Below are 26,467 nucleotides of genomic sequence, written 5' to 3'. Positions count from 1 at the left end.
CGTCTGGACGGTTGCCGGGCGCGCCTTAGTTCGCTATCGCAAGGACACTCCCTTTCCATTCTCAAGCGAGGACCATCATGACGATCTCCGTTGGCGACAAACTGCCGGATGCGACCTTCAAAACAATGACCGCCGACGGTGCAAAGCCGATCACGACGGGCGAGATATTCTCAGGAAAGACGGTCGTGCTGTTTGGCGTTCCAGGCGCTTTCACGCCGACCTGCAGCAATAATCACCTGCCGGGCTACCTGGATAATTACGACGCCATCCTGGCGCGCGGCGTCGACACTATCGCCGTCGTCTCGGTCAACGATGTTCACGTCATGGGAGCCTGGGCTCGCTTCAGCGGCGGTGAAGGCAAAATACTTTATCTTGCCGATGGCAATGGCGATTTCGCCAAATCGGTCGGCCTCGACGCCGACCTCTCCAGCGGCGGCATGGGGCTGCGCTCGAGGCGTTTTTCGATGATCGTCGATGACGGCAAGGTCACCGCACTCAATGTCGAGACAAAGCCCGGCGTCGACGAGTCCGGTGCGGCTCACATTCTCGGACAGCTTTCCGTCTTGGCGACAGCCTAGGCCAGGGATGACAAAGGGCGCCTTCGAGCGCTACGCGTTCAAAGGATGCCGCCTTTTCATCGGCGCATGATCCTTCCGAAAGCCGACCCGGTTTTCAGGGCCATGCGTCGGCGCTTCGGGACTGCTTGCTTTTTGGGACCTCGGTTATGTCTGACATCTTTTGGCGCGCTGTCGCGATCGGTATCGGCGCAACCGCGCTTATGGATATCTGGGCGATTTTCCTGAACAAGGCGTTTGCTCAGCCGCGGCCGAACTGGGGGCTGGTCGGCCGCTGGGTCTGGCATCTCAGGGAAGGCAAGGTCTTCCATGACGACATTGGCGAGGCCTCGCCCTATGCGCATGAATCTGCACTTGGCTGGGCCTTTCATTATGCTGTCGGCATCGTCTACGGCATCATACTGGTCGTGCTGGCCGGAACGGGCTGGCTCACCGCGCCGACCTTCCTGCCGGCCTTTATCCTCGGCATCGTCACCGTCGGCGCCGGTTGGTTTCTGCTGGCGCCCGGCATGGGTGCCGGCTGGGCCGCTTCGAAGCGCCCCAATCCAATGCAGGTCCGCGCCCTCAATCTGGTGTCGCACACGGTGTTCGCGCTCGGACTGTTCGGCACCGCCCTGCTCATCCGATAGCCAAGTCAGCCGTCGCGGCGCTGCGCCGGCCTGTCGATCGGCTGCCATCCATGGATAACGCGACGCGCACCGGTATCGTATGCGAAGTAGTTCCCGCCGCCCGCTGGCTGATCCGCCTCGCGGCTGATTTCCCGACCGCTCAAAGAGAGCAGCAGGAGCGTTCCGACACCTCCGTGACCTATGAATGCGACGTCGACAGCGGCGTCGGTGCCTAGCACAGTGTCTACCTCGCTTAGAATACGACGCTGGGCATCGATAGCTCGCTCCCATCCACGAATGCTGCTGTTTGGATTGGCGAAGAATTGGTCGGCGACCGCTTCGAACTCGGAAGGCGGCAGGAAACCGGTTGCCGATCGGTCATTCTCATGCATCCCTTCCCTCACCTCGATCGCAAGGCGGAGATGCCTTCCGAGTATCTCGGCGGTTTCTATCGCCTTGCGTTCACCCGATGACACGATCCGCCGAATCGACCCAACCCACGGCTGATCGAGCATTGCCGATGTTCTCGCTCGCCCGAGGTCGGATAGTCCCCATTCCGCCACTGGAACGTTGGCATCGACCTGAACCTGGGGATGCGTGATGTAGTATGCGATCGGCATGATAGAGCTCTTCCTGCCAGAGAGCGGACCCGCAGCCGGAATTCAATAGCTTTGGGTCGAGCGCCGCGCCTTTGTGGTCGTCGGCTGCTTTGACTGCGAACCTGGTACTGGTGCCACAGTCTTGACGAGCCCTTTCTTGAATGGCGCCATGCCGAGCCGCGCCAATTCGTCGGCGCGCTCGTTCTCGGGATGGCCGGCATGGCCCTTGACCCAATGCCAGGTGACCTGATGGCGGTTACGCGCTGCATCGAGCTGCTGCCACAGCTCGGCATTCTTCACCGGCTGCCTGGCGGCCGTCTTCCAGCCGTTGCGCTTCCATCCGTCGATCCAGCTGAAAATACCGTCCTTGACATAGTTGCTGTCGGTATAAAGATCGACGGCGCAGGGCTCCTTGAGCGCATTAAGCGCCGAGATGGCCGCCAACAGTTCCATACGGTTGTTGGTGGTGGCAGCCTCGCCGCCCGACAGTTCTTTCGTCACACCGTTGAAGCGCAAGATCGCGCCCCAGCCGCCAGGCCCGGGATTGCCCGAACAGGCACCATCGGTGAAGATTTCAACGCGCTTGGTCATGTTAGTCCATATTCGGAAGGAGAGTTGATCGCCCGATGGAAGCGCATCCGGCGGATATATTCGGTCGGGTCGCGTTTCATCACAAGCCCGCCGTCCGGGACCGTCAGCCAGTCGTAGAGCCGGGTCAGCATGAAGCGCAGCGCCGAACCGCGCGCCAGCATCGGCAGCGCCGCTTTCTCGTCGCTGCTCAGCGGCCGCACGCTTTGGTAGCCGGCAAGCAACGCCGTGCCCTTGGTCAGATTGAAGGAAAAATCCTTCTCGAAGCACCAGGCGTTGAGGCACGTGGCAACATCATAAGCGTAGAGGTCGTTGCAGGCGAAATAGAAGTCGATCAGCCCGGACAGTTTCTCGCCGAGGAAGAATACATTGTCCGGGAAAAGATCGGCATGGATGATGCCCTGCGGCAGACCGTTCGGCCAGTTCCGCTCGAAATCGGCGAAATCGGCATCGACCTCGGCCGCCAATCCCGGCTCGACCTCATCGGCGCGGGCGTGGGCGGCGTTCCACAGCTTGCGCCAGCCATCGATGGCAAGGGCGTTGGGGCGGGTCATCGGGAAATCCGCGCCGGCGAGATGCAGTGCCGCCAGAGCCTTGCCGACCTCGCCGCAATGCCCAGCTGTCGGCCGCCGCAGCGATAGACCCTCAAGGAAGGTGATGATGACCGCCGGCCGGCCGGCAAGCGTTCCGATCACACCGCCATCCTGCGCGGTGACCGGGAGCGGGCACGAAATGCCCTTTCTGGCGAGGTGGGCCATGAGGCCCAGAAAGAACGGCAGGTCAGCCTTGTCGACGCGCTTCTCGTAAAGCGTCAGTATGTAGGAGCCGCTGCTGGTGTGCAGCAGAAAATTCGAATTTTCGGTGCCTTCGGCGATGCCCTTGTAGGACAAGAGATCGCCGACCGGATAGTTCCTGAGGAACGCGCCGAGCTCGCCCTCATTGACGTCGGTGTAGACCGCCATCGTTGCTACGCAGCCCCGTTGACGAAGGCCATGTCGGCTGCCGTCAGTTCGACATCGCGCAACACCCGCATCACCGGAAAATCCTCCGTCTCCGTCGCCGTCACGGCCAACTCGATGGTTACGTCGAAGCGCTGCCGGAAGGCATCGACAATCTCGTCGACGATGATCTCCGGCGCCGAGGCGCCCGCCGACAGGCCGAGTGTCGAGATGCCGGCAATGTCATTCCACGGAATTTCGGAGGCGCGCTGCACGAGAAGCGACATCGAGGCGCCGGCGCGTTCGGCCACTTCGACAAGCCGCCGTGAGTTGGAGGAGTTAGGCGCACCGACGACCAGGAAGAGATCGGCGCCGGCCGCTGTTTCCTTGACCGCCTCCTGGCGATTGGTGGTGGCATAGCAGATCGATTCCGCCGCCGGCGCGTGCAACTCGGGAAAACGTTGCTGCAGGGCGCGGATGATGCCGGCGGTGTCCTCGACCGACAGCGTCGTCTGGGTGACGAAACCGAGCGCTCGCGGGTCTGCGGGCACGAAGCTTGCGGCGTCGGCTTCGGTCTCGATCAGAGTGACCGCGCCATCCGGCAACTGGCCCATTGTGCCGATCACCTCAGGATGCCCGGCATGGCCGATCAAAAGCACGTGGCGGCCAAGCCGCTGATGGCGCATTGCCTGCTTGTGGACTTTCGAGACCAGCGGGCACGTCGCGTCGAGATAGAACAGGTTGCGGGACCGGGCGTCGGCCGGCACCGATTTCGGCACGCCATGCGCCGAAAAGACGACCGGGCTCTGGCGATGCTCGGGCGGGATCTCGGAGAGCTCCTCGATGAACACCGCGCCGAGGCTTTGCAGCCCTTCGACGACGTAGCGGTTGTGCACGATCTCGTGGCGGACATAAACCGGCGCGCCATATTTCTTGAGCGCCAGCACGACGATCTGGATGGCACGGTCAACGCCCGCACAGAAACCGCGCGGCTGGCAGAGCCGGATGGTCAGCGGTGGCTTTGTCTGAAGCATGATTGCATCTTACGCTGATTGTAGGCCGGTTGATCGGACTATGACTTCTGAGCTCAAGGCGCGAAATGAGGTGTGCGGCCCTGCCCTGTCAAGGGTAGTGGCGGCGATCATTGGTCTTTCGCCGGGCGGCGGAGCCAGGAGATCAGGACACCGGCAAGGGCGACGGCAAGGCCGTACCAGGTTATCGCATATTGCAGATGGCTGTTCGGCAGGTCGATGACGGTGACGCCGCCGACGGGCAGCCCGCCGGGGTTGGCGGCGGCGTTCGCATCGATGAAGATCGGCACCAGCGCCGCACCTGCCGGCAGGCCGGCGCTCGAGGCCATCGCGTCACGATCTTTCCAGTAGAAGATGTTCTTCTGCGGATCATTGTCGGGAAGCATCATCGAGGGCTTGGCCGGCAGCGGGTTGCGGGCGAGCCCCGTCACCGTCACTTTGCCCGTCACCTGCCCCTGCGGCCGCTTGGCGGGGTCCTTGAAATCGTAGGGCACGAAGCCGCGGTTGATCAGCACGAAACGGCCATCCTCGAGTTGCAGCGGCGTGAAGACATCGAAGCCGGACTGGCCTTCCCAGGTGGCGAGGAAATGCCGTTCGCCTTGATGCAGGAAAGTGCCGGTCACTATCACCGGCGTGTAGTCCACGTCGCCGGTGGCAGCAAACCGCTTTTCGACCTCGGCCAATGGCACAGGCGCCGAATGCGTGCGCTGGTCGATCGTCTGGAGAAGGCCCTCTTTCCAGTGCAGGCGCTGAACCTGCCAGGTGCCGAGCGCCAGCAGGATCAAAGACACGACGATACCCAGGCCGAGCGCCAATGCGCGTTTCGGCCGCGACCGGCCGGCCACCAAACCTGATGCCTCGCTCATTCGCCGCGGTCCAGCCGGCCCTCGGCCGCCTTGTTGCGGTATTGCAGCGTCAGCAGCACGCCCTTGATCAGCCTGAGCGCCGCCAGGCACAGCACCAGCGTCAGCGGAATCCACAGCAACAGATGCAGCCAGAGCGGCGGATTGAGCGTCACCTCCATCCACAGCGCCAGGCCGACGACGATGAAGCCGATGATCAGAATAACGAACACCGCCGGCCCGTCGCCGGCATCGGCGAAGGAATAATCGAGGCCGCAATTGGTACAGCGATCGCCGACTGTGAGGAACCCGAAGAACAGCTTGCCCTCGCCACAGCGGGGGCAGCGGCCATGCAGGCCGGCCGAGATCGGATCGATTGGTGGCCAGATCGCCTTGTCGTCGCTCATGGGGTCATCCTAGGAGCATTTGCCGCAAAAGATAAGGCGGCCACGTCGCCGCAGCCGCCTTGTCTATTTCCTCGGCCCCATTTTCCTCGGGCCCATTTCCTCGGGCCAATGTCAGTGCGGTTCGATCATTGCGCCGTTCGATGCCCAGACATAGATCGAGGCAAACAGGAATAGCCACACCACGTCGACGAAATGCCAGTACCAGGCGGCGGCCTCGAAGCCGAAATGCTGCTTGGGCGTGAAGTCGCCCTTCATGGCGCGGATCAGGCAGACCAGCAGGAAGATAGTGCCGATGATGACGTGGAAACCATGGAAGCCGGTCGCCATGAAGAAGGTGGCGCCGTAGATCGAATCCCTGAAGCCGAACGGCGCATGCATGTACTCGTAGGCCTGCACCATGGTGAACAGCATGCCGAGGCCGACGGTCAGCACCAAGCCATTGATCAGCCCTTTGCGGTCGCCGTGGATGAGCGAGTGGTGCGCCCAGGTCACCGTGGTGCCCGACAGGAGCAAGATGACGGTGTTGTAAAGCGGCAGATGGAAAGGGTCGAGAACTTCGAGGCCCTTGGGCGGCCAGACGCCGCCGGTGAAGGCGGTACGGGCATACTGATGGACCTCGCCGGGGAACAGGCTGGCGTCGAAGAAGGCCCAGAACCAGGCGACGAAGAACATCACCTCGGAGGCGATGAACATGATCATGCCGTAGCGCAGATGCAGCGACACGACACGAGTGTGGTGCCCCTCATGCGCTTCCTTGATCGTATCCGACCACCAGGCGAACATCGTGTAGATGACGATCAGCAGGCCGATGAAGAACAACCATGGATTGGCGATGTTGAAACCGAAGATGGGGAAATCGCCGCCCTTGAGATATTGCATGTAACAGACGCCGCCGATCGCGGTCACCAGCGCCCCGACGGAGCCCAGGAAAGGCCATGGGCTCGGGTCGACGAGGTGGTAGTCATGTTGCGGTTTTGCGTGTGCGTCTGCCATATCAACCCCCGAGGCTTGCTTCGGTATCTGAACTCTTGTTGCGGCGGCCGTCGGCCGGCACCGATGATGCGACCGGCTTGGTCTTGTCGACCGGGAACATCGTGTAGGACAGGGTAATCGTCTTCAAATCCTTCAATTCCGGCGCGTTGACGATGTCGGGATCGACATAGAACACGACCGGCATGTCCAACGTCTCGCCCGGCTTCAGCGTCGTGTCGGTGAAGCAGAAACACTCGACCTTGTTGAAGTAAGGTCCGGCCAGTTCAGGCTGTACATTGAAGGTGGCGCGTCCGGTGATGGGCCGGCTGAATTTGTTGGTCGCGCTGAAATGCGCCTCGGCTGTTTCGCCGATCTTGATGGTGATCGAGCGGGCGACCGGCTGGAATTGCCAGGGAATGCCGACAGTGTTGGCATCGAAGCGGATGGTGATGTCACGGTCGAGCACCCGATCGGCATATTGCTGGGTCGCCCGTTTAACGGTGCCGCCGTAGCCTGTCGCCTGGCAGAACATCGCGTAGAGCGGCACTGCGGCATAGGCCATGCCGATCATGCCGCCGAAGAACGCGATGCAGACGCCGGCGACGACGCGGTTCGTATTCTTCTTCGTAGGATCGGTGACTGTTTGCCTGGTCATGTTCAGCTCACATCGAACCGGTGACGCTGTGACCAAATTTCACGATGGTCGCGACGTAGAATATGACGACCAGCGCCGCCAGCGCGAAGCCGATTGCGGCCGAGCGATTGCGGCGGGCCTTCTGCTGACGGTCGGTCAGCGTGACCAGTTCAAGCTTCTTTTCGGCCATGCTCATGCTCCACCGATGGTCAGCGCGCGCGCGACGACGCAATCGCCAAGGTAGGCGGCGAAGATGGCGAAGAGATAGAGCAGCGAATAGCCGAACAGGGCCTTGGCCGGCTTCATCGCCCGGTCGTCATCGGCCATTTGCAGCACCTTCCACGCATACCAGACGAAGCCGGCGCCGAGCAGCAATGCAACGACGCCATAGGCTGGCGTGGTGAAGCCGAGAACCCATGGCAGCACGCCAACCGGTGCGAGGACCAGCGCATAGGCAAAGATCTGGCGTCTGGTCGAAGCCTGGCCGGCGACATTCGGCATCATCGGAATGCCTGCCTTGGCATAGTCCTCCGACTTGAAGAGCGCGAGCGCCCAGAAATGCGGCGGCGTCCACAGGAAGATGATCAGGAACAGCACCAAGCTTTCGAGGCTGACCGATCCGGTTACCGCCGCCCAGCCGATGACCGGCGGAATGGCACCGGCAGCACCGCCGATGACAATGTTCTGTGGCGTCCAGCGCTTCAGCCACATCGTGTAGATGACGGCATAGAAAAAGATGGTGAAGGCCAGAAGCGATGCGGCCAACCAGTTGACCAGCACGCCGAGCGTCATCACCGACAGAACCGACAGCACCAGCCCGAAGCTCAATGCCTCGCCAGGCCGTATGCGGCCGGCCGGCACGGGACGGCCGGCGGTGCGCGTCATCACCGCATCGATGTCTGCGTCATACCACATGTTGAGCGCACCGGACGCGCCGGCACCAATGGCAATAGCCAGGATCGCGATCACCGCCAGCAGCGGATTGATGGTCACCGGGGCGGCGACCATGCCGACAAACGCTGTGAACACCACCAGCGACATGACGCGCGGCTTCAGCAGGGCGAAGAAATCGCCCGCCGTCGCTTCCGACATGCGGAAGCCCGGCTCGTCAATCAGTCTGTCTTCGGCAAGGGCCATGCGTACTTAGAGTCCATCATTCCGTTGGCCAAAACCGCCGGACGGCCGGCGGTTCCGTATTAAAGGAGGCAACCGCCTACTTGATCTTCGGCAGCTGTTCCCATTGGTGGAACGGCGGCGGCGAAGGCAGCTGCCATTCCAGCGTGGTCGCACCCTCACCCCAAGGATTGGCGCCGGCGACCCGCTTCTTCTGGAACGCCTCGAAGACGCCGAACAGGAAGATGACGACGCCGACAGCCGAGATGTACGAGCCGTAGGACGACACCATATTCCAGCCGGCGAAGGCATCGGGATAGTCGATATAGCGACGCGGCATTCCGGAGAGACCGAGGAAATGCTGCGGGAAAAAGACCAGGTTGACGCCGACGAAAGTGACCCAGAAGTGGGTGTTGGCGATCACCGGCGAATACATGTAGCCGGTCATCTTCGGGAACCAGTAGTACCAGCCGGCGAAGATGGCGAAGACCGCGCCCAGTGACAGCACGTAGTGGAAGTGCGCAACCACGAAATAGGTGTCGTGCAGCGGGCGGTCGAGGCCGGCATTGGCCAATTGCACGCCGGTGACGCCACCAACTGTGAACAGGAAGATGAAGCCGATCGCCCACAGCATCGGGGTCTTAAGCGAAATCGACCCGCCCCACATAGTGGCGATCCACGAGAAGATCTTCACGCCCGTCGGCACCGCGATGACCATGGTGGCGAAGACGAAATAGCGCTGGGTGTCGAGCGACAGGCCCGTCGTGTACATGTGGTGGGCCCAGACGATGAAGCCCACCGCGCCGATGGCAACCATCGCATAGGCCATGCCGAGATAGCCGAACACCGGCTTCCTTGAAAAGGTCGAGATGATATGGCTGATGATGCCGAAGCCCGGCAGGATCAGGATATAGACTTCTGGATGGCCGAAGAACCAGAACAGGTGCTGGAACAGGATCGGGTCGCCGCCGCCGTCCGGGGCGAAGAAGGTGGTGCCGAAATTGCGGTCGGTCAAAAGCATGGTGATGCCGCCGGCCAGCACCGGCAACGACAGCAGCAGCAGGAAGGCGGTGATCAACACCGACCACGCGAACAGCGGCATCTTGTGCATGGTCATGCCGGGCGCGCGCATGTTGAAGATGGTGGTGATGAAGTTGATGGCGCCAAGAATCGAGGAGGCGCCGGCGATGTGGATTGAAAGGATCGCCAGGTCCATGGCCGGTCCAGGCTGGCCCGATGTCGAGAGCGGCGGATAAAGCGTCCAGCCGCCACCGACGCCATAGGCGCCCGGCGCACTCGGGACGAAGGCCGAGATAATCAGCAGGATGAAAGCCGGCGGCAGCAGCCAGAACGAGACGTTGTTCATGCGCGGGAACGCCATGTCCGGCGCGCCGATCATGATCGGCACCATCCAGTTGGCAAAGCCGCCGATCAGCGCCGGCATCACCATGAAGAAGATCATGATCAGCGCATGCGCGGTGGTGAAGGCATTGTACATGCTCTTGCCGCCGTCGATGGCGGCGTCACCGTTCATGCCGTAGACCATCTGTGCCAGGCCAGTGAATATCTGGATGCCCGGCTCCTGCAATTCCATGCGCATGACGACCGATAAGGCGCCACCGATGCAGCCCGCCATGATCGCGAAGATCAGATAAAGCGTACCGATGTCCTTGTGGTTGGTCGAATACACCCACCGGACCCAGCCATGATACGGCTTGTGGTCGTGGTCGTCGTGAGCTGCAGCGTCTGCCATGGTCGGCTCCGTTCCCTGAATCTTTTCTGGTCGCGGCATCAGTTGCCGGCGGCCGCTACCTTGTTCGTGCCATCGACCTCGGCCATCAGCGCCTTGTTGGCGCCGGGAAGATCGGTCTTGGCTGCCGCCAGCCAGGTCTTGTATTGCGCATCGGAGACGACGCGAATGGCGATCGGCATGAAGGCGTGGTCCTTGCCGCAGAGTTCCGAGCACTGGCCGTAATAGAGGCCTTCCTTGTCGGCCTTGAACCACACCTCGTTGATGCGGCCCGGCACCGCGTCGGTCTTGATGCCGAAGGACGGCATGGCAAAGGCGTGAATCACGTCGGTCGCCGTCACCAGCACGCGGGTCATGGTGTTGACAGGCACCACCATCTCATTGTCGACGGCGAGCAGGCGCGGATAGGCGGCGCGATCTTCCTTGCCGGCAGCAGCCCTGTCGGCATCCTGAAGGATCGCGGAATTGAAGGAAAGCGTGTTGTCGACCTGGTATTCGTAATCCCAGTTCCACTGATTGCCCGTCGCCTTGACGGTCAGCTTGGCTTCTTCCGGCGGCGTGTATTGCGCGGTCAGCAGCTGGAACGAAGGAATGGCGAGACAGAGCAGGATGACGACGGGACCGACAGTCCAGATGACCTCGATCAGCGTGTTGTGGCTGGTGCGCGACGGGGTCGGGTTGACGCTCGCCCGGAATTTCAAAATGCAGTAGGCGATCAGAAAAAGCACCAAGGCGGTGATCACAATGATGAACGCGAACGAATAGTTTCCGAACCACTCGATCTGCCTCATAATATCGGTCGCCGGAGGCTGAAAACTGGTTTCCCAGGGTTGAGGCTGGGCTGCATGAGCGGATGCAGCGGCAAACAACGTGGCGGCGGCACTAGCTACGATTTTGGCGGTTGCCAGGAATTTTCTCATCGCCCTCGTCATCTCCCAGTTCCTCGCGATCGGACCGCAAGAATGCCGAATAATGCCGGGACGGGAATCCCGGACAATTCAAGGCTGGTTCAAACCATACTCTATTTGCCTCCGCAAGAAAGGAGCGGCGGAACCCGTGCGGCATTTTTGCGCGCAAGCGCGGCTGTAGCTTCGTGCGGTGACCGCTCGTCGCGAATCACCGGAGCGGCATCCCGGCAGAATGAGCCGCGCGGCGCGCGAAACCGTCGCAATTAGGGCGAAATTGGCACGGAAAAGCGCATTGTCGCCTATGTCGGGGCAGACCGCGGGGGTCTCGTCCTTTACTTGGGTTTAGTGCGGCTTAAAGTGCCGTGATTCGCAATGGAGCCGTCATGAACGCGTGGCTTTCGAGAACCTTGGCGGAGGTCATCCTTGTTGCCGCCGCAATAGCCTTGTCAGGCGGCGGCCTGGCCAATGCCGCGCAGCCAAGCGGCACGGTGAAGTCGACGCATGGGGCGTGGTCGATCATCTGCGATACGCCGGCCGGTGCTACGTCCGAACAATGCGTGATGATGCAGAACGTCGTCGCCGAGGACCGCCCGGAAATGGGTCTTTCCGTTGTCGTGCTGCGTACAGCCGACAACAAGGCCGAAATCCTTCGTGTGCTGGCGCCGCTCGGCGTGCTGTTGCCCAACGGCCTCGGCCTCAATGTCGACGGCAAGGATATCGGCCGCGCCTATTTCGTGCGCTGTTTCCAGGACGGCTGCTATGCCGAGGTCATCCTGGAAAAGCCGCTGCTCGACACGCTGAAGACCGGTACGTCGGCGACCTTTATCGTCTTCCAGACGCCCGAAGAAGGCATCGGCATTCCCGTCGACCTCAAGGGTTTTGCCGACGGCTTCGCCGCCCTGCCTTGAACGCGGTCTTGTAGCACGATCCAGTGATTGTTGACCGGCCGCGGTCACGGCAAATCTCATTTCAGATTGTCTGTGCAGGCCTTCGCGCCTACATCGTGGGAAACAATCCTCCTGCGAATGGACCTGCCATGAACAGCCTGATCGGCCAATTCGACATTTCCGACGATCGCATCAAGCAGATCGTCGCCGAGACCATCAACGGCGCCGACGACGGCGAACTGTTTCTCGAATACAGCGAAAGCGAAGCGCTGATGTTCGACAATGGCAAGCTGAAGACCGCGAATTTCAACACCGACCAGGGTTTCGGCCTGCGCGCCGTCGCTGGCGAGGCCAGCGGCTACGCCCATTCCAGTGATCTCTCCGAAGCCTCGCTGCGGCGCGCCGCCGATGCCGTTTCGACGGTGAAGAGCGGCTATTCCGGCACGCTTGCCGCAGCGCCCGTCCGCACCAACCGCCATCTCTACGGCGACGGAAACCCGATCCCCTCGCCTTCCTTCGAGACCAAGGCCAAGTTGCTTCAGGAAATCGATGCATGGCTGCGGGCCGAAGATCCGCGCGTCAGGCAGGTGACGGCGTCGCTCGCCGCCTCCTGGCAGCATGTCGAGATCGTGCGCGCCGATGGCCAGATGGTCCGCGACATCCGCCCGCTGGTCAGGATCAACGTATCGGTGGTGGTCGGCGACGGCGACCGCCAGGAGAGCGGCTCCTACGGCATGGGAGGCCGCAAGGATTTTGGCGAATTCCTGGTCGAGGACAGCTGGCGGCACGCGGCCAAGGAGGCACTGCGGCAGGCGCTCGTCAATCTCGAAGCGGTTCCAGCACCTGCCGGCACTTTCGACATCGTGCTGTCGAGCGGCTGGCCCGGCGTCATGTTGCACGAGGCCGTCGGCCACGGGCTGGAAGGCGATTTCAACCGCAAAAAGACGTCGGCCTTTGCCGGCCTGCTTGGCCAGCAGGTGGCGGCGAAAGGCGTCACCGTCGTTGACGACGGCACCATGCCCGAGCGGCGAGGTTCGCTGACCGTCGACGACGAAGGCACGCCTTCGGCCCATAACGTGCTGATCGATGATGGCAAGCTGGTCGGCTACATGCAGGACCGCCAGAATGCACGGCTGATGGGCATGAAGGCCACCGGCAACGGGCGGCGCCAAGGTTACGCGCATGAGCCGATGCCGCGCATGACCAACACCTACATGACGGCAGGCGACATGGAGCCGGAGGAAATCATAGCCTCGGTCAAGAACGGCATCTATGCCGTGTCGTTCGGTGGCGGCCAGGTCGACATCACTTCGGGCAAGTTCGTGTTCGGCTGCACCGAGGCCTACATGATCGAGAACGGCAAGGTGACGCAACCGATCAAGGGCGCCATGCTGATCGGCAATGGGCCGGATGCCATGCATCGGGTTTCGATGGTCGGCAACGACATGAAGCTCGACACCGGCATCGGCATGTGCGGCAAGGCCGGACAGGGCGTGCCGGTCGGCGTCGGCCAGCCGCATCTCAGGATGAACCAGATGACGGTCGGCGGCACCAGGGTTTGATGCGGCTGCCGCCTTCCGGTAACATCGCCTTCCAAATGATGTTTCCGGATGCCGGTGTCTTCGACCATGTCCAAAGCCAAAATCGTCATCCTGACAGGCGCCGGCATTTCGGCGGAATCGGGCGTCGCCACGTTCCGGGATCCCGACGGGGTCTGGGCGAAATACGACCTGCAGGACGTGGCCACGCCGCAAGGTTTTGCGCGCGACCCCGTAAAGGTGCAGGATTTCTACAATATGCGCCGGCGGCAGATGGGCAGCGTCGAGCCGAATGCGGCGCACGCCGCGCTGGCCAAGCTCGAGCAGAAATTCCCAGGCGACGTCCTCGTCGTCACGCAGAATATCGACGACCTGCATGAGCGCGCCGGTTCGCGCAAACTGATCCATATGCATGGAGAACTGGGCCATGCCCTTTGCCTGAGCTGCGGGCAAAGCAGCACCTGGGCCGACGACATCGCTGCCCATTCGGCCTGTCCAGCGTGTGGCGCAAAAGGTCAATTGAGGCCTGACGTGGTCTGGTTCGGCGAAATGCCTTACCGCATGGAGGAGGTCGGCGAGGCGCTGACGCGCTGCGACCTATTCGTGGCCATCGGCACCAGCGGGAGTGTCTACCCGGCAGCAGGTTTCGTGGAGGAGGCACGCGCGGCCGGAGCCGTAACAGCCGAACTCAATCTGAAATGCGCCGGCTGGGCCTCCCGTTTCGACGAGCAGATGGAAGGGCCGGCGACACAAGTGGTGCCCGCCTTCGTCGAGCGCGTCCTTTCAGGCGCAGGCTAGCACCGTCTGGCTATGCAGCCTTGAATTCAGCGCGCGATCAGCATCTTTGTTATGTCGGGAGAGGAAACTGTGATCGCTGCCGGAGAAAAGCTAGAAGTCACCAGTTCGACCGACGATCAAGTCGCACTGCCTGTTCCAGTCTTGCCTTTAACACGGCCATAGGACGTATTTGGATCCCTGCCCCACATAGGCAAGCCGAAGACGTTGGAAGAGATGGAGGCGGGTGTGCCCGCCGCAGCTCGAACTGCCCTAAAGCCATGATGCCGCTGTTTTCGGCAGGCGATGGTCGGGATCGATGATTTCAAGATCCGGAGCATCGTTTTCGTTCCAGCGCCACAGCGCGACGCATGTGCCGCCAGGCGACATGAAGGACGGGTAGATCACGCCGTGCAGCCCGTCGCCAAGCAAGCGGTCTCTCAGTTGGTGCGTCTCGGGCACAAAGCCTCCATCCACGATGTCACGCCATTCGCACCGGTGAATGTCGGCCGTTACACCGAGCTTCGACAGCGTATCAGCCTCTGTCAGGTCGGCCAGCCGGGCGCCTGACAGTTTCAATTGTGCAATCAGCGCCGGGTGCTGGACAAAACCCTGATTGTACTCGGCCCAAGCCGTGGACAGTTCCCGGGCGGCGTAGATCGCCGGCGTGCCAATCGGATTCCAGCGGCCGCCGAAGCGGGCCGCGCCCTCACCGGAAAGCGGCAGATGGGCCCAGCGCGGCACAAAAGCGCGCCATAGAGTCAGCCTGGGTTCAGGCATAGATGCCGGAGCGGACTGCCTCCAGATAGGCAAGCACCTTGTCAGTCTTGCCTTCGCGAACGAGATCGTAGGCGGTCTTTCCCGCCCAGCCGGGGATCGGCTGATGTTTGAACCAGATCGCGGCACGCTGTTCATCACCGGCCATCTCGCCGGCCATCGCCAGGATGCGGACGATGGGACTCAATGCGGCGTCGACCTTGCGCGCACCGGACTTGGCGGCAAGCGTGTTGCGCGCGAGACCGGTCAGGCCGGCCAGTTCAGTCATATTGACCCCTAGCAGTGCGGCTACCCGCCTCGGCGAGAGAAACGGCGCCCGCTCCTCGCCGAAGCGCGATGCCGAATTTTCAAAGGCTGCGGTGCTCATGGCAATTTCCTAGCCCAGTTTGAACGACGTACACTCAAAATGTGCTTTTTTGGTGCGCATTTCAAGCCCTAGCTGCTAGCGCCTTCGTCTCGGCTTCTCCAACAGCGCGACGGCCTCGACATGCGGCGACCACAGGAACTGGTCGATCGGGATTACGCTCTTCAAGGCGTAACCGCCATCGAGGAGGATGCGAAGATCCCGCGCCAGCGTCACCGGATTGCAGGACACCGCGGCGACGAGCGGCACGTCGGAGCGCGCGATCTGCTTCGACTGGTCCTCGGCGCCGGCGCGGGGCGGGTCGAAGACTACGCCGTCAAAGGCATTCAACTCCTTGAATGTGAGCGGCCGCCGGAACAGGTCGCGACGTTCGCCGGTCACCCGCTTCAGGCCGCTGGCGAAACGGAAGGCCCGGTCAAGCGCCGAGAGTGCTGCCGCATCGCCTTCCACCGCATGAACCTCCGATCTTGAGGCCAGACGCAGTGCGAAGCTTCCGCAGCCGGCGAAGAGATCGGCGACCTTTTTGGCGCGCGCGAGATGCTGGCCGACAATGTCGGCCATCGCTTCTTCGGCGGCCTCGGTCGCCTGCAGGAAAGCGCCCGGCGGCACTGCGACAGCGACGCCACCAAACAGGACGACCGGTTTCTTTGGTTCGATAATGATCTCGCCGTCGACCGACAGCCTGGCTAGCCTCTCGGCAATGACAAAGTTCGAGGCGACGCGGCGCTGGTTCTCGCCGAGCTTACCGGAATCGTGAACCGCGACATCGAGGCCGGAACCGGTCACCGTCACCGCCATGTGGAACGATTTGGTCGTGGTGCAGATCAGTCCGGCAAGCATCCTCAAACGGTCGAGCGCAGCGACGATCTGCGGCAGCGAGATCGGGCATTCCTCGATGGAGATGATTTCGGACGACAGCGCGCGAACGAAGCCGAACTGCATTCCCGCCTCGCTCCGCCGGGCAGTGAAGACGACGCGGCGGCGCGTGTGCGGCGCGCACGGCACCAGCGGGCCGACATCGCAGGCGATGCCCTTGCTCTTCAGCGCATGCACGACCCTTTCGCGCTTCCATTGGTGATAGGCTTCAGTCTCGAGATGCTGGACGGCGCAGCCGCCGCATTCGCCGAAATGGCGGCACGGCGGATCGACTCGCAGCGGCGAGGCCTCAAGCACCGACATCAAGGTAGCGCGATCTTTCTCCCGCCCGGCGGTGACGACCTCTCCCGGCAGCGTAAACGGAATGAAAACCTCGCCGGTCTCGGTCTCGGCGATGCCGTCGCCCTGCGAGCCCAATTTTGCGATTGTGAAACGCGCGGTCATCGCTTCTCAATCCCGGCCCGCCCGATCTTGGCAGGCTTGGTCGCGACGGCCTTGATGCCGCCGAGCAGGAACTCGCGGTTGCCGTCGCCGCCCTCTATCGGCGACAGATGAAGTCCCAACGAGCGCCAGCCGGGAATGGCATCGAGCCAGTCCTGCATCAGGCCGGCAATGCGCGCCGCATCATAGGGGTCCTTCAGCAGGCCGCCCTTGCCGATCGCCTCGCGGCCGGCCTCGAATTGCGGCTTGACCAGAAACACGGCTTTTGCGCCGTTCCTGGCCAAGGCAAGCGCCGGCGGCAGCGCCAGTTTCAGCGATATGAAGCTGACATCCGAGACGATGAAATCCGGCACACGGCCGCCGAGATCGGCGGCCGACAGTTCGCGCGCATTCAGGCCTTCAATCACCGTCACGCGCGGATCGCCGGCAATGTCGGAGTGGATCTGGCCGTGCCCGACATCGATCGCCGTGACATGCGCCGCGCCGCGTTCGAGAAGTATTTGCGTGAAGCCGCCGGTCGAGGCGCCGACATCGAGCGCTTCGCTACCGGTGGGGTTGAGGCCGAAATGGTCGAGACCAGCCTTCAGCTTCAGTGCGGCGCGCGAGACGTAACCTTGCGCCGGATCGTCAACGACGATGTTGCACTCAGGCAGAACGGCCTGGCCCGGCTTGTGGGCGACGATGCCGTCGACCGTCACGGTGCCGCGCGCCACCGCATCGCGAGCACGCGAGCGGCTGGCAAACAGGCCGCGCTGGACGAGTAATTCGTCGAGCCGCTGGCGAATGCTGGCTGGCGGAAGGGAAGTCATCGGCCTTCATGGCGAATGCCAACGATGATGGCAAGGATATTGGCGATGAGACAAGGCATAGTTGGAAAAGCGGGTGAACTCATCAGCCGCTCCGCTGTTTGTCGAACCTCGCACGACACCCGACGCAATGCTAAGAAGAGATGCCGTTTAGCCGTCGAAACGTGGAGGAGGAACATGCTGACGGGAACCTGCCACTGCGGCGCAGCCCACTGGACCCTGGAGGGCGATCCCGGTTCGATCACTGCCTGCAACTGTACGCTTTGCCGTCGCTACGGCACGCTCTGGGCGTATGACTATGTCGACGAACGCATCCGCCTTGCGGGGCCCGTGAGTGCCTATACGCGCGTTGGAAGGGCTCACCCTTCGCTTGAGATTCTCTTCTGTCCAACGTGCGCTTGCGTCCTGGCCTGGCGCGGATTGCGTGCCGATACCGCCGGTCGCCACCGCATCGCCGTCAATATGAGGCTTGCGCCGCCGGAGGCTGTCGCCGACCTCCCGATCGATCATTTCGACGGTCTCGACACATTCGAGGATTTGCCGAGGGATGGTCGCTGTGTGCGGGATATGTGGTTCTAGTTTCTAGAATATGGTCCGCGAAACCCGCCGTTCAACGGCCGGCGTCAGACCGTCGCTGCTGTCGCCGGACACCTGCGGGCGCGGCCGGTCAACGGAAATGGACGCCTTCGGCAAGGTATCTGGCACGACGACGAATTGCGGCGCCTCCTTGTAGGAGAAGCCGCCACGGATTTGGCCGATCTTGCCGGCGACGATGCCCATCACCGCCTCTTCGAGTTTGCGGTCGTAGCGCGTTTCGGCCACGGCCGACGCGGCGAAGATGGCCGTTAGCGCGATGCCGCCCAAAAGCGATCTCATTGGTCTTCTTTCCCCTGCCGGTCGCTTTCTAGCAGGGCGGCGTTGAAAAACGGCCAAAGGACACGGTAAGCAAATCGCCAAATGGCAGCGTAAACAGTATCTTACGACTGTTCGCCGGTAATTTGATTCAAGCAGTTGAGATTTTGATTCAGACTGGCATTTGCAGCCAAGCAGAATCTTTTGGCGTTGCAGAAACGCGGAAACAACTAGGCGCGCTGGGCCTGCGCGGTATGCCCCAACGCCACGAACACTGTGCGCACGATGCCGGCGCTGTCCAGCCCGGCATCGGCATACATCTTTTCCGGCTTGGCATGGTCGACGAAAGTGTCGGGCAGCACCAGCGGGCGCACCTTCAGGCCGCTCTCCAGCAGCCCTTCGTGGGCCAGGAACTGCAGCACATGGCTGGCGAAGCCGCCGACCGCGCCCTCTTCCACCGTCACCAGTATCTCGTGCGAACGGGCCAGCCGCCGGATCAGATCCTCGTCGAGCGGCTTGGCAAAACGGGCATCGGCGACCGTGGTCGAAAGCCCCGCCGCGCCAAGCTCCTCGGCCGCGGCCAGGCAATCCTGCAGCCTGGTGCCGAAGGAAAGCAGCGCAACCTTGGTGCCTTCCCTGACGATCCGGCCCTTGCCGATCTCCAATACCGAGCCGCGCTGCGGCATCTCGACGCCAACGCCGTTGCCGCGCGGATAGCGGAAGGCGATCGGGCCGTCATCGTAGCTTGCAGCGGTGCGTACCATGTGGCGCAGCTCGGCCTCATCGGCCGCCGCCATGACGACGAAACCGGGCAGCGTCGCCAGGAAGGTGGTGTCGAAAGCGCCGCAATGGGTGGCACCATCGGCGCCGACGAAGCCGGCGCGGTCGATCGGAAAGCGCACCGGCAATTTCTGGATCGCCACGTCGTGGACGACCTGGTCGTAGGCGCGCTGCAGGAAGGTCGAGTAGATCGCCGCAAAAGGCTTGAAGCCTTCCGTGGCAAGGCCGGCGGCGAAGGTCACCGCATGCTGCTCGGCAATGCCGACGTCGAAGGTCCTCGCCGGAAACGCTTCGCCGAAGAGGTCAAGCCCGGTGCCGTTCGGCATGGCGGCGGTGATGGCGACGATGCGGTCGTCCTCTCGGGCCTCCTGGATCAGACTGTCGGCAAACACCTTGGTGTAGCTCGGCGCGTTGGCGGGCGCCTTGGCCTGGGCGCCGGTAATGACGTCGAATTTGTTGACGCCGTGATATTTGTCGGCGGCCGCCTCGGCCGGGGCGTAGCCCTTGCCCTTCTGGGTCACGACGTGGATCAGCACCGGGCCGTCGGCATTGTCGCGGACGTTCTTCAGCACCGGGATCAGGTGCTCGAGGTTGTGGCCGTCGATTGGGCCGATGTGGTAGAAACCCATTTCCTCGAACAGCGTGCCGCCGGTGACGTAGCCGCGCGCGTGCTCGACCGCCCGCTTGATGGCGCGATCGGCGCGCTCGCCGAGATAGGACGTCAGCTTCTTGCCGAAATCGCGCAACCCCAGATAGGTCTTGCCAGACGCCAGACGGGCCAGATAGGCGCTCATTGCGCCGGTCGGTGGAGCGATCGACATATCGTTGTCGTTCAAGATGACGATTAGCCGGGCATCGAGTGCGCCGGCATTGTTCATCGCCTCATAAGCCATGCCGGCCGACATGGCGCCGTCGCCGATGACGGCAATGACATTGTTGCGGCCATCGGACAGATCGCGCGCCATCGCCATGCCGAGGCCGGCTGAAATCGAGGTCGAGGAGTGGGCTGCGCCGAACGGATCGTATTCGCTCTCGACGCGACGGGTGAAACCGGACAGCCCCCCCTCCTGCCGCAGCGTGCGGATGCGGTCGCGGCGGCCGGTCAGGATCTTGTGCGGATAGGCCTGGTGGCCGACGTCCCAGATCAGCCGATCGTCCGGCGTGTTGAAGACGTAGTGCAGCGCGACGGTCAACTCGACCACGCCAAGGCCGGCGCCGAGATGCCCGCCGGTGTGGGAGACGACGTCGATCAGTTCGGCGCGAAGCTCGGAAGCCAGCTGCGGCAGGTCGCCTTCGGCAAGCGTGCGCAAATCGGCTGGGACGCGGACCTTGTCGAGAAGCGGCGTATCGGGCTTTGCGTTCACTGTTTGCGAGCCTGGTCAGATTTTCTGTTCATCGTGAAATATGCCGCTGGCCGGCGAATGTAAATGTGGCGGTAACGCGCATCAGCTTTCGGGCAGCGGGATGAACTCTTGCTCGTCTCCGGGAATGATATCGAAGCGGCCCGTCTTCCATTCTTCTTTCGCCTGTTCGATGCGTTCCTTTGAGGACGATACGAAATTCCACCAGATATAACGTTTCGAACCGAGCGAAGCGCCGCCAAACAGCATGAAATGGGCGCCGCTCTCCGATAAAACAACGATCTCATCGCCGGGCCGGAAAACCAGCAGCCGCTCGGCCGGGAAGCGGTCACCGGATATCGAAACCTCGCCTTCCAGCGTATAGATGGCGCGCTCCTCGGCATCGGCCGGGATCTTCACGCTGGCACCCGGCGCCAGCCTGAGATCGGCGTACAGTGTGTCCGAAGCGGTCGCGACCGGGGAGCGCATTCCGGAAAACGCACCGATGACGATATGGCCGCTGACCCCCTCGGCATCGATTTCGGGCAGGCGCAGCGCCGCGGTGTTTTCGAAGATCGGCGCGACCTCCTCCTTGCCGTCCGGCAGCGCCAACCATGTCTGCAGGCCGGAAACCGACATCGGCGCGCCGCGCAGTTCTTCTGGCGTGCGCTCCGAATGGACGATGCCGCGGCCGGCGGTCATCAGATTCACGTCGCCGGGCTGGATCACCATCTCGGTGCCGAGCGAATCACGGTGCCTGATCTTGCCGTCGAACAGGTAAGTCACCGTCGACAGTCCGATATGCGGATGCGGACGGACGTCGAGCGCCTGGCCGGCCCGAAGAACTGCCGGACCCATACGATCGAAGAAGATGAAAGGTCCGACCAGCCGGCGCCTGGCCGTCGGCAAGGCGCGGCGAACCTGAAATCCGCCAATATCCTTGGCGTTCGGAATGACCATCAGCTCGATCTGATCGCTGGCGAAGGCATCGCCCATCTGCGGATCGTTTCCGGGAAAGAAGCTCACGCGGTCCCCTCAGGCGAAGCGAAGTGCAGATTTGGCCTTCGCCTTGGCCGCCACCTCTTCGCGATTGCGCGGATGCTGCGTCGTCTCGAGGCTGTCGAGCAATTCGCGCGCCGAGGCGGCAATGGCCTCGACGGCATGGTCGAACGCATGCTGGTTCTGTTTTGACGGTCGCGTCGTTCCGCTCAGCTTGCGGACAAACTGAAGTGCGGCATCGCGGACCTCGTCATTGGTTGCCGGCGGATCGAAATTGAACAGGGTTTTGATGTTTCTGCACATCGTTCGCAATCTCCTCTCGTCCTGGAGCCGTTTCAAACGGGATGAGTTTTATCCTCAATCATGGTGATGTCCAAAGCCGGCAAGCACAATCGTCGTTCGAGGCCGCCTCAATCCGCGTCCAACGGCTCTGTCCCCACCGGCTTGCCGTCACGCGACAGCCTGATTTTCTCGACCTTGTCCTCGGCCGCCTTCAACAGCCGGTCGCAATGGGCCTTCAGCGCCTCGCCGCGCTCGTAGATGCGGATCGACTGGTCGAGCGGCACGTCGCCGCGCTCCAGATCGTCGACGATCCTCTCTAGCGCGTCGAGCGCCTGCTCGAAGCTCATCGCCTTGACGTCCTCGTTGATCTCACCAGCCATCGTCTATCCCTTCATCAGCCGCCCGACATGGGCGGCGACTGAAAATGCCAATCCCTGCAGATCGTAGCCGCCCTCGAGCAGGCTGACGACCCGATTGCCGCTAAGGCGCCCGGCGCGTTCGAGCAACTGACCGGTCGCCCAGTCGAAATCATCCTCGGTCAGGTTGATCTCGGCCAGCGGATCGCGGTGGTGGGCGTCGAAACCGGCGGAGATGATGATAAGATCGGGCACAAAATTGTCGAGCGCCGGCAGGATGCGCGACAGAAAGGCGTCGCGGAAAACATCGCTGCCGCTCTGCGGCGCCAGCGGCGCGTTGACGATGTTGCCGGCGCCGGTTTCGCTCACGGCCCCGGTGCCGGGGTAAAGCGGCATCTGGTGCGTCGAGCAATAGAGCACGGACGGATCGTCCCAGAAGATGTCCTGCGTGCCGTTGCCATGATGCACATCCCAGTCGACGACGGCAACGCGGTCGGCGCCATGGTTCTTCTGCGCGTAGCGTGCCGCGATCGCCGCGGTGTTGAACAGGCAAAAACCCATGGAGGTGGTCTTTTCGGCATGATGGCCAGGCGGCCGTGCGGCGACGAAGACATTGTCGGCACGGCCGGTGAAGACGTCGTCAACAGCAGCGTTGGCAGCCCCGATCGCAGTCACGGCCGCCTGCCAGCTCTTTGGGCTGGCGGTGGTATCGGCGTCGATACGGGCGATGCCGGTGTCCGGTATCGCTGTGCGGACACGTTCGACGAATTCGGGCGGATGCGCGTAAAGGATGGTTGCCTCGTCGCCTTCCGGCGCCTGGACGCGATCGAGCGCCGCGAAGGCCTCGTCGTCAAGCACACGCTCTATGGCGCGCAAACGGTCTGGCCGCTCCGGGTGACCGGGCGGGGTTATGTGCTCGAGGAAAATCGGATGGGTGTAAAGTCTCGTGACCATGCCCCGATATAGGCGCGCCTCGACGCTTTGGCCATGTTTTAGCGTCTCGCTGGTGTGATGTTCAACAGGGTTTAAGCGGGCGGGGCCGGCTGGTTCCAGCGCGAGCCGCCAGATTGCTGGAAAGAACAACCTCAGGCCGGTGACTGGTCAATCTCGGGGTGCATCGACGATAGTCGATCAGGCTGGTGCAGCCTGCCGGTGAGATTGAGCAGCCCTTCCAGAAGAACCTTGAACGCCTTCACTGCCTTCTTCGACGTCGCTTCGGGATCGTTCGAATTTGCGATCCACTGCGCCGCATGCAACGAGGCGCCGCTGACCAGCCTTGCCGCGGCTTCGGGATCGATGGCAAGAATGGTCCCCTCGTCGCTCAGTCTTTGCAGGCTCTCCGTCATCGAGCGGATGCATGTGCTCTGGCTTGGCCATTGCGATGGATCGCCGAGCACCGCCGGGCCGTCGCGAAGCACAATACGCTGGATCTCCGGCTCCAGCGCCATCTCAATATAGGCGGTGCATTCGTCGACAAAGCCCTGCCAGAGATTGTCCGGCTTGGCCGAAACGACCTTCAGCCGGGCCGACATTTCGGCGTCGATCTCGGCGATGACCGCCTGGAGAAGGCCCTTCTTGTCGCCGAAGTGATGATAGAGCGCACCGCGCGTCAGCCCGGCCGATGCCGTGAAATCATCCATCGAGGCTTCGGCATAGCCGAGCGTCCCGAAGGCCTGGCGTGCCGCGGCAATCAGCTTGGCGCGGGTCTCGGCAATCATCTCCTTGCGTGGTCTGTGCATGCTGTGGCCCTATTAACATACGCTTCGTATGCCAATTGACATACGCGGCGTATGATCTATTTAAACTCATACGTTACGTATGTAATCGTCGAACCGTCCGTTGTCGAGGAGCCAGACCATGCAAAATCCCTATACCCAGATCTTTCGCGCGCCTGGCGCCATAGGCTTCGCCGCAGCCGGGTTCGTTGCCCGGCTGCCGATGGCCATGGCTCCGATCGGGATCGTTGCGATGCTGTCACAGACTGATGGCGAATACTGGCTGGCCGGCGCTGTCTCCGCGACATATGCGCTTGCCAACGCTTTCGTCGCGCCACAGGTATCGCGACTGGTGGATCGCCTCGGCCAGACGCGGATTGTGGTGCCGACCACCGTGATTTCCACGCTCGCTTTCGCGATCCTGATTGCGGCGGCCAATCAGCATTGGCCGATATGGACGCTGTTCGTGTCATCGCTGCTGGCTGCTGTCATGCCCAGCATCCCGGCAATGGTGCGCGCGCGCTGGACTGAGATCTTCCGCAACCGTCCCGAGCTGAACACCGCGTTCGCCTTTGAATCGGCGGCGGACGAACTGGTCTACATCGCCGGGGCATCGCTGTCGGTGGGGCTGAGCGTCGCGCTTTTCCCGGAAGCGGGAGTGCTCGCGAGCACATTGTTCCTCGCCCTCGGTTCGACGGCTTTCATCCTGCAGCGTTCGACCGAACCGCGAGCCAGACCGGTGGAACATGGTTCGGGCGGTTCGGCAATCCGCCTGCGGCCTGTCCAGATCCTCACCTTGGCGCTGATCTTCATTGGCGCGACCTTTGCAACCACGGAGGTGAGCACAGTGGCGATCACCAAGGAGCTTGGCCAGCCGGGCGCCGCCAGCTTCGTTATCGGCGTCTACGCGCTCGGATCGTTCGTCGTCGGCATCATTATCGGCGCCCTGAACCTGAAAGTGCCGCTGCAAATTCAACTTGCCATCGCAATCGCCATCATTGCGCTTACCACGCTGCCGCTGCTCGTCGCCGACACCGTGCCGCTGCTGGCACTGGCCGTCTTCGTCAGCGGCGTGGCGATCTCGCCGACCTTCATCACGGCATTCGGTCTGATCGAGCGGCGCGTGCCCGAGGCGGTGCTGACCGAAGGCGTGACCTGGGTGATGACCGGCATTGGCATCGGCATGGCGCTCGGCTCATTCGCCGCCGGCTGGGTGGTGGACGCTTTCGGCGCGCAGAACGGGTTCTGGGTATCGGTGGCGTCGGGCACAATCGCATTGGTCATCGTGCTTGCCGGCCAGCGCAGCCTTGCCGCGCCGGATTGCGACATTGCAGCCTGCGACGCTGCTGCGGTCGCTGCGGAATAGCTTCCGGTGCGTCCGGCCCGAGGCGGGGGCCGGACGCATACCAGCATCGTGAGAACGGTCAAAGAATCTCGGTCTTGGCGATGTGGATGCCAAAACCTTCGAGGCCGACATAATGGCGCTCGCGCGAGGCGATCAGATTGATCGAGGAAATGCCGAGATCCTTGAGGATTTGCGCGCCGAGGCCGATCTCGCGCCATTCGTTCTCGCGCCGGCGCGCCTCTTCATGGTCCTCGCGGTCGCCGGCAGCCGGCCGCTTGCGCTCCTGATGGGCGACGCCGACCGACCCTTCGCGCAGATAGACGATGACGCCGCGCTTGCGCTCACCCATCGCCTTCATGATGGCGTCCAGCCTGTGGCTGGTGCCGAAGACGTCACTCACCACGTCCTCGGAATGAAGGCGCACCGGCACCTCGACGCCGTCGCGGATATCGCCGAAGACGACCGCCACGTGATGCATGGAATCCCAGGGCAGCGTATAGGTAAAGACCTGCGCCTTGCCGCCGGGCGTCTCGATGTCGGAACAGGCGACGCGTTCGACCAGCGTTTCCTTGCGTTGCCGGTAGGCGATGAGGTCGGCAACCGAGATCTGCTTCAACCCGTGCTTTTCGGCGAAGGCCTGCACCTGCGGGCCGCGCATCACGGTGCCGTCATCGTTGACCAGCTCGGAAATGACGCCGACCGGCGGCAGGCCGGCGAGCTTGCAAAGGTCGACAGCGGCTTCGGTATGGCCCGAACGCATCAGTACGCCGCCCTCGCGCGCGATCAGCGGAAAGATGTGGCCGGGGCGCACGAAATCGGACGCGCCGACATTGCCATTGGCGAGATTGCGCACCGTCAGCGTGCGGTCGTCCGCCGAAATGCCAGTCGTGGTGCCGTGCTTGAAGTCGACGCTGACGGTAAAGGCAGTGGTGTGGGCAGAATCATTGTCGGCCACCATCGGCGACAGGTTGAGCCGCTTGGCTTCCTCGCGCGGCATCGGCGTGCAGACGATGCCTGACGTGTTGCGGACGATGAACGCCATCTTTTCCGGCGTGCAATGGACGGCGGCGACGATCAGGTCGCCCTCGTTCTCGCGCCCGTCATCGTCCATGACGACGACGATCTCGCCGCGCTCGAAGGCGCGCAGGGCTTCAACGATCTTCTTCTGGTCGTAAGGCATGGACGCTCGTTTCACTCGCAGGGAATAGGGGAGTAAGGGAGTAGGGCAGTACGGGAGTAGGGAAAAGGAAAAAATTGCTGTCGCGGGAGCTGCATAACCTACTCCCCTACTCCCCTACTCCCCTACTCCCCTACTCCCCTACTCCCCTACTCCCCTACTCCCCTACTCCCCTACTCCCCTACTCCCCTAC

General features: G+C 62.5%; 31 protein-coding genes. 7 read left to right on the top strand and 24 right to left on the bottom strand.

Going from position 1 to position 26,467, the window contains the following annotated elements; genetic code table 11:
* Positions 1-77: 77 nt before the first annotated feature.
* Together NKI01_RS16970 and NKI01_RS16965 are read left to right on the top strand one after the other, a co-directional pair.
* A complete protein-coding gene (locus tag NKI01_RS16970; RefSeq protein WP_352589027.1) occupies positions 78-578 on the top strand; it encodes a peroxiredoxin in 501 nt (166 codons plus the stop codon).
* Between the two features lie 146 nt (positions 579-724).
* Complete coding sequence (locus tag NKI01_RS16965) at positions 725-1,204, top strand: DUF2938 domain-containing protein (protein WP_023716931.1); 480 nt, start codon at positions 725-727, stop codon at positions 1,202-1,204.
* 5 nt (positions 1,205-1,209) lie between these two features.
* Here the strand turns inward: NKI01_RS16965 and NKI01_RS16960 are convergent, their stop codons facing one another.
* From NKI01_RS16960 to coxB, 12 genes are all read right to left on the bottom strand, one after another.
* The gene (locus tag NKI01_RS16960) at positions 1,210-1,803 is read right to left on the bottom strand and encodes a histidine phosphatase family protein (protein ID WP_023716930.1); all 594 of its coding nucleotides are present in this window, start codon (positions 1,801-1,803) and stop codon (positions 1,210-1,212) included.
* Positions 1,804-1,845: 42 nt separating this feature from the next.
* Positions 1,846-2,373: a ribonuclease HI gene (gene rnhA, locus NKI01_RS16955; RefSeq protein ID WP_023716929.1), complete on the bottom strand. Its 528-nt coding sequence runs from the start codon at positions 2,371-2,373 to the stop codon at positions 1,846-1,848.
* Positions 2,370-3,332, bottom strand: coding sequence for a homoserine kinase (locus tag NKI01_RS16950; protein ID WP_023716928.1), 963 nt, complete (start codon positions 3,330-3,332; stop codon positions 2,370-2,372). The genes rnhA and NKI01_RS16950 overlap by 4 nt, the downstream gene beginning before the upstream one ends.
* A 5-nt stretch (positions 3,333-3,337) precedes the next feature.
* Positions 3,338-4,342: a 4-hydroxy-3-methylbut-2-enyl diphosphate reductase gene (gene ispH, locus NKI01_RS16945; RefSeq protein WP_023716927.1), complete on the bottom strand. Its 1,005-nt coding sequence runs from the start codon at positions 4,340-4,342 to the stop codon at positions 3,338-3,340.
* A 107-nt stretch (positions 4,343-4,449) separates the two neighbouring features.
* On the bottom strand, positions 4,450-5,205 hold the full coding sequence (locus NKI01_RS16940) for an SURF1 family protein (protein WP_352483708.1): 756 nt from the start codon (positions 5,203-5,205) through the stop codon (positions 4,450-4,452).
* Entirely contained in the window at positions 5,202-5,588 is a 387-nt protein-coding gene (locus NKI01_RS16935) for a DUF983 domain-containing protein (RefSeq protein WP_352859180.1), read from the bottom strand. The genes NKI01_RS16940 and NKI01_RS16935 overlap by 4 nt, the downstream gene beginning before the upstream one ends.
* 111 nt (positions 5,589-5,699) lie before the next feature.
* On the bottom strand, positions 5,700-6,581 hold the full coding sequence (locus NKI01_RS16930) for a cytochrome c oxidase subunit 3 (RefSeq protein ID WP_023716924.1): 882 nt from the start codon (positions 6,579-6,581) through the stop codon (positions 5,700-5,702).
* A gap of 1 nt (position 6,582) precedes the next feature.
* On the bottom strand, positions 6,583-7,215 hold the full coding sequence (locus tag NKI01_RS16925) for a cytochrome c oxidase assembly protein (RefSeq protein ID WP_352547562.1): 633 nt from the start codon (positions 7,213-7,215) through the stop codon (positions 6,583-6,585).
* A gap of 7 nt (positions 7,216-7,222) precedes the next feature.
* The gene (locus NKI01_RS16920; RefSeq protein ID WP_023716922.1) at positions 7,223-7,390 is read right to left on the bottom strand and encodes a cytochrome c oxidase system small membrane protein; all 168 of its coding nucleotides are present in this window, start codon (positions 7,388-7,390) and stop codon (positions 7,223-7,225) included.
* On the bottom strand, positions 7,387-8,331 hold the full coding sequence (locus tag NKI01_RS16915; RefSeq protein WP_352483710.1) for a heme o synthase: 945 nt from the start codon (positions 8,329-8,331) through the stop codon (positions 7,387-7,389). The genes NKI01_RS16920 and NKI01_RS16915 overlap by 4 nt, the downstream gene beginning before the upstream one ends.
* Before the next feature lie 76 nt (positions 8,332-8,407).
* Positions 8,408-10,060, bottom strand: coding sequence for a cytochrome c oxidase subunit I (ctaD, locus tag NKI01_RS16910; protein WP_023716920.1), 1,653 nt, complete (start codon positions 10,058-10,060; stop codon positions 8,408-8,410).
* A gap of 38 nt (positions 10,061-10,098) precedes the next feature.
* Entirely contained in the window at positions 10,099-10,977 is an 879-nt protein-coding gene (coxB, locus tag NKI01_RS16905) for a cytochrome c oxidase subunit II (RefSeq protein WP_023716919.1), read from the bottom strand.
* Between the two features lie 371 nt (positions 10,978-11,348).
* On the opposite strand from coxB, the gene NKI01_RS16900 reads away from it, so the two are divergent.
* The 3 genes from NKI01_RS16900 to NKI01_RS16890 all read left to right on the top strand — a co-directional run bounded on the left by NKI01_RS16900 (position 11,349) and on the right by NKI01_RS16890 (position 14,188).
* Positions 11,349-11,873: an invasion associated locus B family protein gene (locus NKI01_RS16900; protein ID WP_023716918.1), complete on the top strand. Its 525-nt coding sequence runs from the start codon at positions 11,349-11,351 to the stop codon at positions 11,871-11,873.
* Between the two features lie 128 nt (positions 11,874-12,001).
* The gene (gene tldD, locus NKI01_RS16895) at positions 12,002-13,414 is read left to right on the top strand and encodes a metalloprotease TldD (protein ID WP_023716917.1); all 1,413 of its coding nucleotides are present in this window, start codon (positions 12,002-12,004) and stop codon (positions 13,412-13,414) included.
* Positions 13,415-13,480: 66 nt separating this feature from the next.
* On the top strand, positions 13,481-14,188 hold the full coding sequence (locus NKI01_RS16890; protein WP_023716916.1) for an NAD-dependent deacylase: 708 nt from the start codon (positions 13,481-13,483) through the stop codon (positions 14,186-14,188).
* Positions 14,189-14,437: 249 nt separating this feature from the next.
* Here NKI01_RS16890 and NKI01_RS16885 read toward each other — a convergent pair whose 3' ends face one another.
* The 4 genes from NKI01_RS16885 to NKI01_RS16870 form a co-directional block, all read right to left on the bottom strand.
* On the bottom strand, positions 14,438-14,971 hold the full coding sequence (locus NKI01_RS16885) for an RES family NAD+ phosphorylase (protein ID WP_502895932.1): 534 nt from the start codon (positions 14,969-14,971) through the stop codon (positions 14,438-14,440).
* Positions 14,937-15,308 carry an antitoxin Xre/MbcA/ParS toxin-binding domain-containing protein gene (locus tag NKI01_RS16880; protein WP_023716914.1) on the bottom strand — a complete coding sequence of 124 codons (372 nt, stop codon included), beginning with the start codon at positions 15,306-15,308 and terminating at the stop codon, positions 14,937-14,939. The genes NKI01_RS16885 and NKI01_RS16880 overlap by 35 nt, the downstream gene beginning before the upstream one ends.
* A gap of 75 nt (positions 15,309-15,383) precedes the next feature.
* A complete protein-coding gene (locus tag NKI01_RS16875) occupies positions 15,384-16,625 on the bottom strand; it encodes a class I SAM-dependent RNA methyltransferase (protein ID WP_352963967.1) in 1,242 nt (413 codons plus the stop codon).
* Entirely contained in the window at positions 16,622-17,431 is an 810-nt protein-coding gene (locus tag NKI01_RS16870; RefSeq protein WP_352963965.1) for a TlyA family RNA methyltransferase, read from the bottom strand. Before NKI01_RS16870 ends, NKI01_RS16875 begins: the two co-directional genes overlap by 4 nt.
* Before the next feature lie 174 nt (positions 17,432-17,605).
* Between NKI01_RS16870 and NKI01_RS16865 the strand changes: the two genes are divergently transcribed.
* Positions 17,606-18,007, top strand: coding sequence for a GFA family protein (locus NKI01_RS16865; protein ID WP_352494381.1), 402 nt, complete (start codon positions 17,606-17,608; stop codon positions 18,005-18,007).
* A 3-nt stretch (positions 18,008-18,010) separates the two neighbouring features.
* Here the strand turns inward: NKI01_RS16865 and NKI01_RS16860 are convergent, their stop codons facing one another.
* The 7 genes from NKI01_RS16860 to NKI01_RS16830 form a co-directional block, all read right to left on the bottom strand.
* Entirely contained in the window at positions 18,011-18,304 is a 294-nt protein-coding gene (locus NKI01_RS16860) for a hypothetical protein (protein WP_023716911.1), read from the bottom strand.
* Positions 18,305-18,510: 206 nt separating this feature from the next.
* Positions 18,511-20,424, bottom strand: a complete 1,914-nt coding sequence (gene dxs, locus NKI01_RS16855) for a 1-deoxy-D-xylulose-5-phosphate synthase (protein WP_023716910.1) — start codon at positions 20,422-20,424, stop codon at positions 18,511-18,513.
* 81 nt (positions 20,425-20,505) lie between these two features.
* Positions 20,506-21,426: a pirin family protein gene (locus NKI01_RS16850; RefSeq protein ID WP_023716909.1), complete on the bottom strand. Its 921-nt coding sequence runs from the start codon at positions 21,424-21,426 to the stop codon at positions 20,506-20,508.
* A 9-nt stretch (positions 21,427-21,435) separates the two neighbouring features.
* Positions 21,436-21,702 carry a DUF2277 domain-containing protein gene (locus tag NKI01_RS16845; RefSeq protein ID WP_023716908.1) on the bottom strand — a complete coding sequence of 89 codons (267 nt, stop codon included), beginning with the start codon at positions 21,700-21,702 and terminating at the stop codon, positions 21,436-21,438.
* A 107-nt stretch (positions 21,703-21,809) separates the two neighbouring features.
* Positions 21,810-22,061 carry an exodeoxyribonuclease VII small subunit gene (locus NKI01_RS16840; protein ID WP_023716907.1) on the bottom strand — a complete coding sequence of 84 codons (252 nt, stop codon included), beginning with the start codon at positions 22,059-22,061 and terminating at the stop codon, positions 21,810-21,812.
* A 3-nt stretch (positions 22,062-22,064) separates the two neighbouring features.
* A complete protein-coding gene (locus NKI01_RS16835; protein WP_352483717.1) occupies positions 22,065-22,991 on the bottom strand; it encodes a histone deacetylase family protein in 927 nt (308 codons plus the stop codon).
* 131 nt (positions 22,992-23,122) lie between these two features.
* Positions 23,123-23,776: a TetR/AcrR family transcriptional regulator gene (locus tag NKI01_RS16830; protein WP_352483718.1), complete on the bottom strand. Its 654-nt coding sequence runs from the start codon at positions 23,774-23,776 to the stop codon at positions 23,123-23,125.
* Between the two features lie 118 nt (positions 23,777-23,894).
* On the opposite strand from NKI01_RS16830, the gene NKI01_RS16825 reads away from it, so the two are divergent.
* A complete protein-coding gene (locus NKI01_RS16825) occupies positions 23,895-25,118 on the top strand; it encodes an MFS transporter (protein WP_352483719.1) in 1,224 nt (407 codons plus the stop codon).
* A gap of 58 nt (positions 25,119-25,176) precedes the next feature.
* Here the strand turns inward: NKI01_RS16825 and ribB are convergent, their stop codons facing one another.
* Positions 25,177-26,277: a 3,4-dihydroxy-2-butanone-4-phosphate synthase gene (ribB, locus tag NKI01_RS16820; protein ID WP_023716904.1), complete on the bottom strand. Its 1,101-nt coding sequence runs from the start codon at positions 26,275-26,277 to the stop codon at positions 25,177-25,179.
* Positions 26,278-26,467 lie beyond the last annotated feature (190 nt).

The organism is Mesorhizobium sp. M0815, assembly GCF_040319995.1.
Classification (GTDB): domain Bacteria; phylum Pseudomonadota; class Alphaproteobacteria; order Rhizobiales; family Rhizobiaceae; genus Mesorhizobium.
This window is presented reverse-complemented; position numbering and strand designations above follow the sequence as displayed.

Excerpts from the sequence above, each read along its gene's own strand:
- NKI01_RS16970 (WP_352589027.1), top strand. The coding sequence starts at position 78 with ATGACGATCTCCGTTGGCGACAAACTGCCGGATGCGACCTTCAAAACA.
- NKI01_RS16965 (WP_023716931.1), top strand. The coding sequence starts at position 725 with ATGTCTGACATCTTTTGGCGCGCTGTCGCGATCGGTATCGGCGCAACC.
- NKI01_RS16960 (WP_023716930.1), bottom strand. The coding sequence starts at position 1,803 with ATGCCGATCGCATACTACATCACGCATCCCCAGGTTCAGGTCGATGCC.
- rnhA (WP_023716929.1), bottom strand. The coding sequence starts at position 2,373 with ATGACCAAGCGCGTTGAAATCTTCACCGATGGTGCCTGTTCGGGCAAT.
- NKI01_RS16950 (WP_023716928.1), bottom strand. The coding sequence starts at position 3,332 with ATGGCGGTCTACACCGACGTCAATGAGGGCGAGCTCGGCGCGTTCCTC.
- ispH (WP_023716927.1), bottom strand. The coding sequence starts at position 4,342 with ATGCTTCAGACAAAGCCACCGCTGACCATCCGGCTCTGCCAGCCGCGC.
- NKI01_RS16940 (WP_352483708.1), bottom strand. The coding sequence starts at position 5,205 with ATGAGCGAGGCATCAGGTTTGGTGGCCGGCCGGTCGCGGCCGAAACGC.
- NKI01_RS16935 (WP_352859180.1), bottom strand. The coding sequence starts at position 5,588 with ATGAGCGACGACAAGGCGATCTGGCCACCAATCGATCCGATCTCGGCC.
- NKI01_RS16930 (WP_023716924.1), bottom strand. The coding sequence starts at position 6,581 with ATGGCAGACGCACACGCAAAACCGCAACATGACTACCACCTCGTCGAC.
- NKI01_RS16925 (WP_352547562.1), bottom strand. The coding sequence starts at position 7,215 with ATGACCAGGCAAACAGTCACCGATCCTACGAAGAAGAATACGAACCGC.
- NKI01_RS16920 (WP_023716922.1), bottom strand. The coding sequence starts at position 7,390 with ATGAGCATGGCCGAAAAGAAGCTTGAACTGGTCACGCTGACCGACCGT.
- NKI01_RS16915 (WP_352483710.1), bottom strand. The coding sequence starts at position 8,331 with ATGGCCCTTGCCGAAGACAGACTGATTGACGAGCCGGGCTTCCGCATG.
- ctaD (WP_023716920.1), bottom strand. The coding sequence starts at position 10,060 with ATGGCAGACGCTGCAGCTCACGACGACCACGACCACAAGCCGTATCAT.
- coxB (WP_023716919.1), bottom strand. The coding sequence starts at position 10,977 with ATGAGAAAATTCCTGGCAACCGCCAAAATCGTAGCTAGTGCCGCCGCC.
- NKI01_RS16900 (WP_023716918.1), top strand. The coding sequence starts at position 11,349 with ATGAACGCGTGGCTTTCGAGAACCTTGGCGGAGGTCATCCTTGTTGCC.
- tldD (WP_023716917.1), top strand. The coding sequence starts at position 12,002 with ATGAACAGCCTGATCGGCCAATTCGACATTTCCGACGATCGCATCAAG.
- NKI01_RS16890 (WP_023716916.1), top strand. The coding sequence starts at position 13,481 with ATGTCCAAAGCCAAAATCGTCATCCTGACAGGCGCCGGCATTTCGGCG.
- NKI01_RS16880 (WP_023716914.1), bottom strand. The coding sequence starts at position 15,308 with ATGAGCACCGCAGCCTTTGAAAATTCGGCATCGCGCTTCGGCGAGGAG.
- NKI01_RS16875 (WP_352963967.1), bottom strand. The coding sequence starts at position 16,625 with ATGACCGCGCGTTTCACAATCGCAAAATTGGGCTCGCAGGGCGACGGC.
- NKI01_RS16870 (WP_352963965.1), bottom strand. The coding sequence starts at position 17,431 with ATGACTTCCCTTCCGCCAGCCAGCATTCGCCAGCGGCTCGACGAATTA.
- NKI01_RS16865 (WP_352494381.1), top strand. The coding sequence starts at position 17,606 with ATGCTGACGGGAACCTGCCACTGCGGCGCAGCCCACTGGACCCTGGAG.
- NKI01_RS16860 (WP_023716911.1), bottom strand. The coding sequence starts at position 18,304 with ATGAGATCGCTTTTGGGCGGCATCGCGCTAACGGCCATCTTCGCCGCG.
- NKI01_RS16845 (WP_023716908.1), bottom strand. The coding sequence starts at position 21,702 with ATGTGCAGAAACATCAAAACCCTGTTCAATTTCGATCCGCCGGCAACC.
- NKI01_RS16840 (WP_023716907.1), bottom strand. The coding sequence starts at position 22,061 with ATGGCTGGTGAGATCAACGAGGACGTCAAGGCGATGAGCTTCGAGCAG.
- NKI01_RS16835 (WP_352483717.1), bottom strand. The coding sequence starts at position 22,991 with ATGGTCACGAGACTTTACACCCATCCGATTTTCCTCGAGCACATAACC.
- NKI01_RS16830 (WP_352483718.1), bottom strand. The coding sequence starts at position 23,776 with ATGCACAGACCACGCAAGGAGATGATTGCCGAGACCCGCGCCAAGCTG.
- NKI01_RS16825 (WP_352483719.1), top strand. The coding sequence starts at position 23,895 with ATGCAAAATCCCTATACCCAGATCTTTCGCGCGCCTGGCGCCATAGGC.
- ribB (WP_023716904.1), bottom strand. The coding sequence starts at position 26,277 with ATGCCTTACGACCAGAAGAAGATCGTTGAAGCCCTGCGCGCCTTCGAG.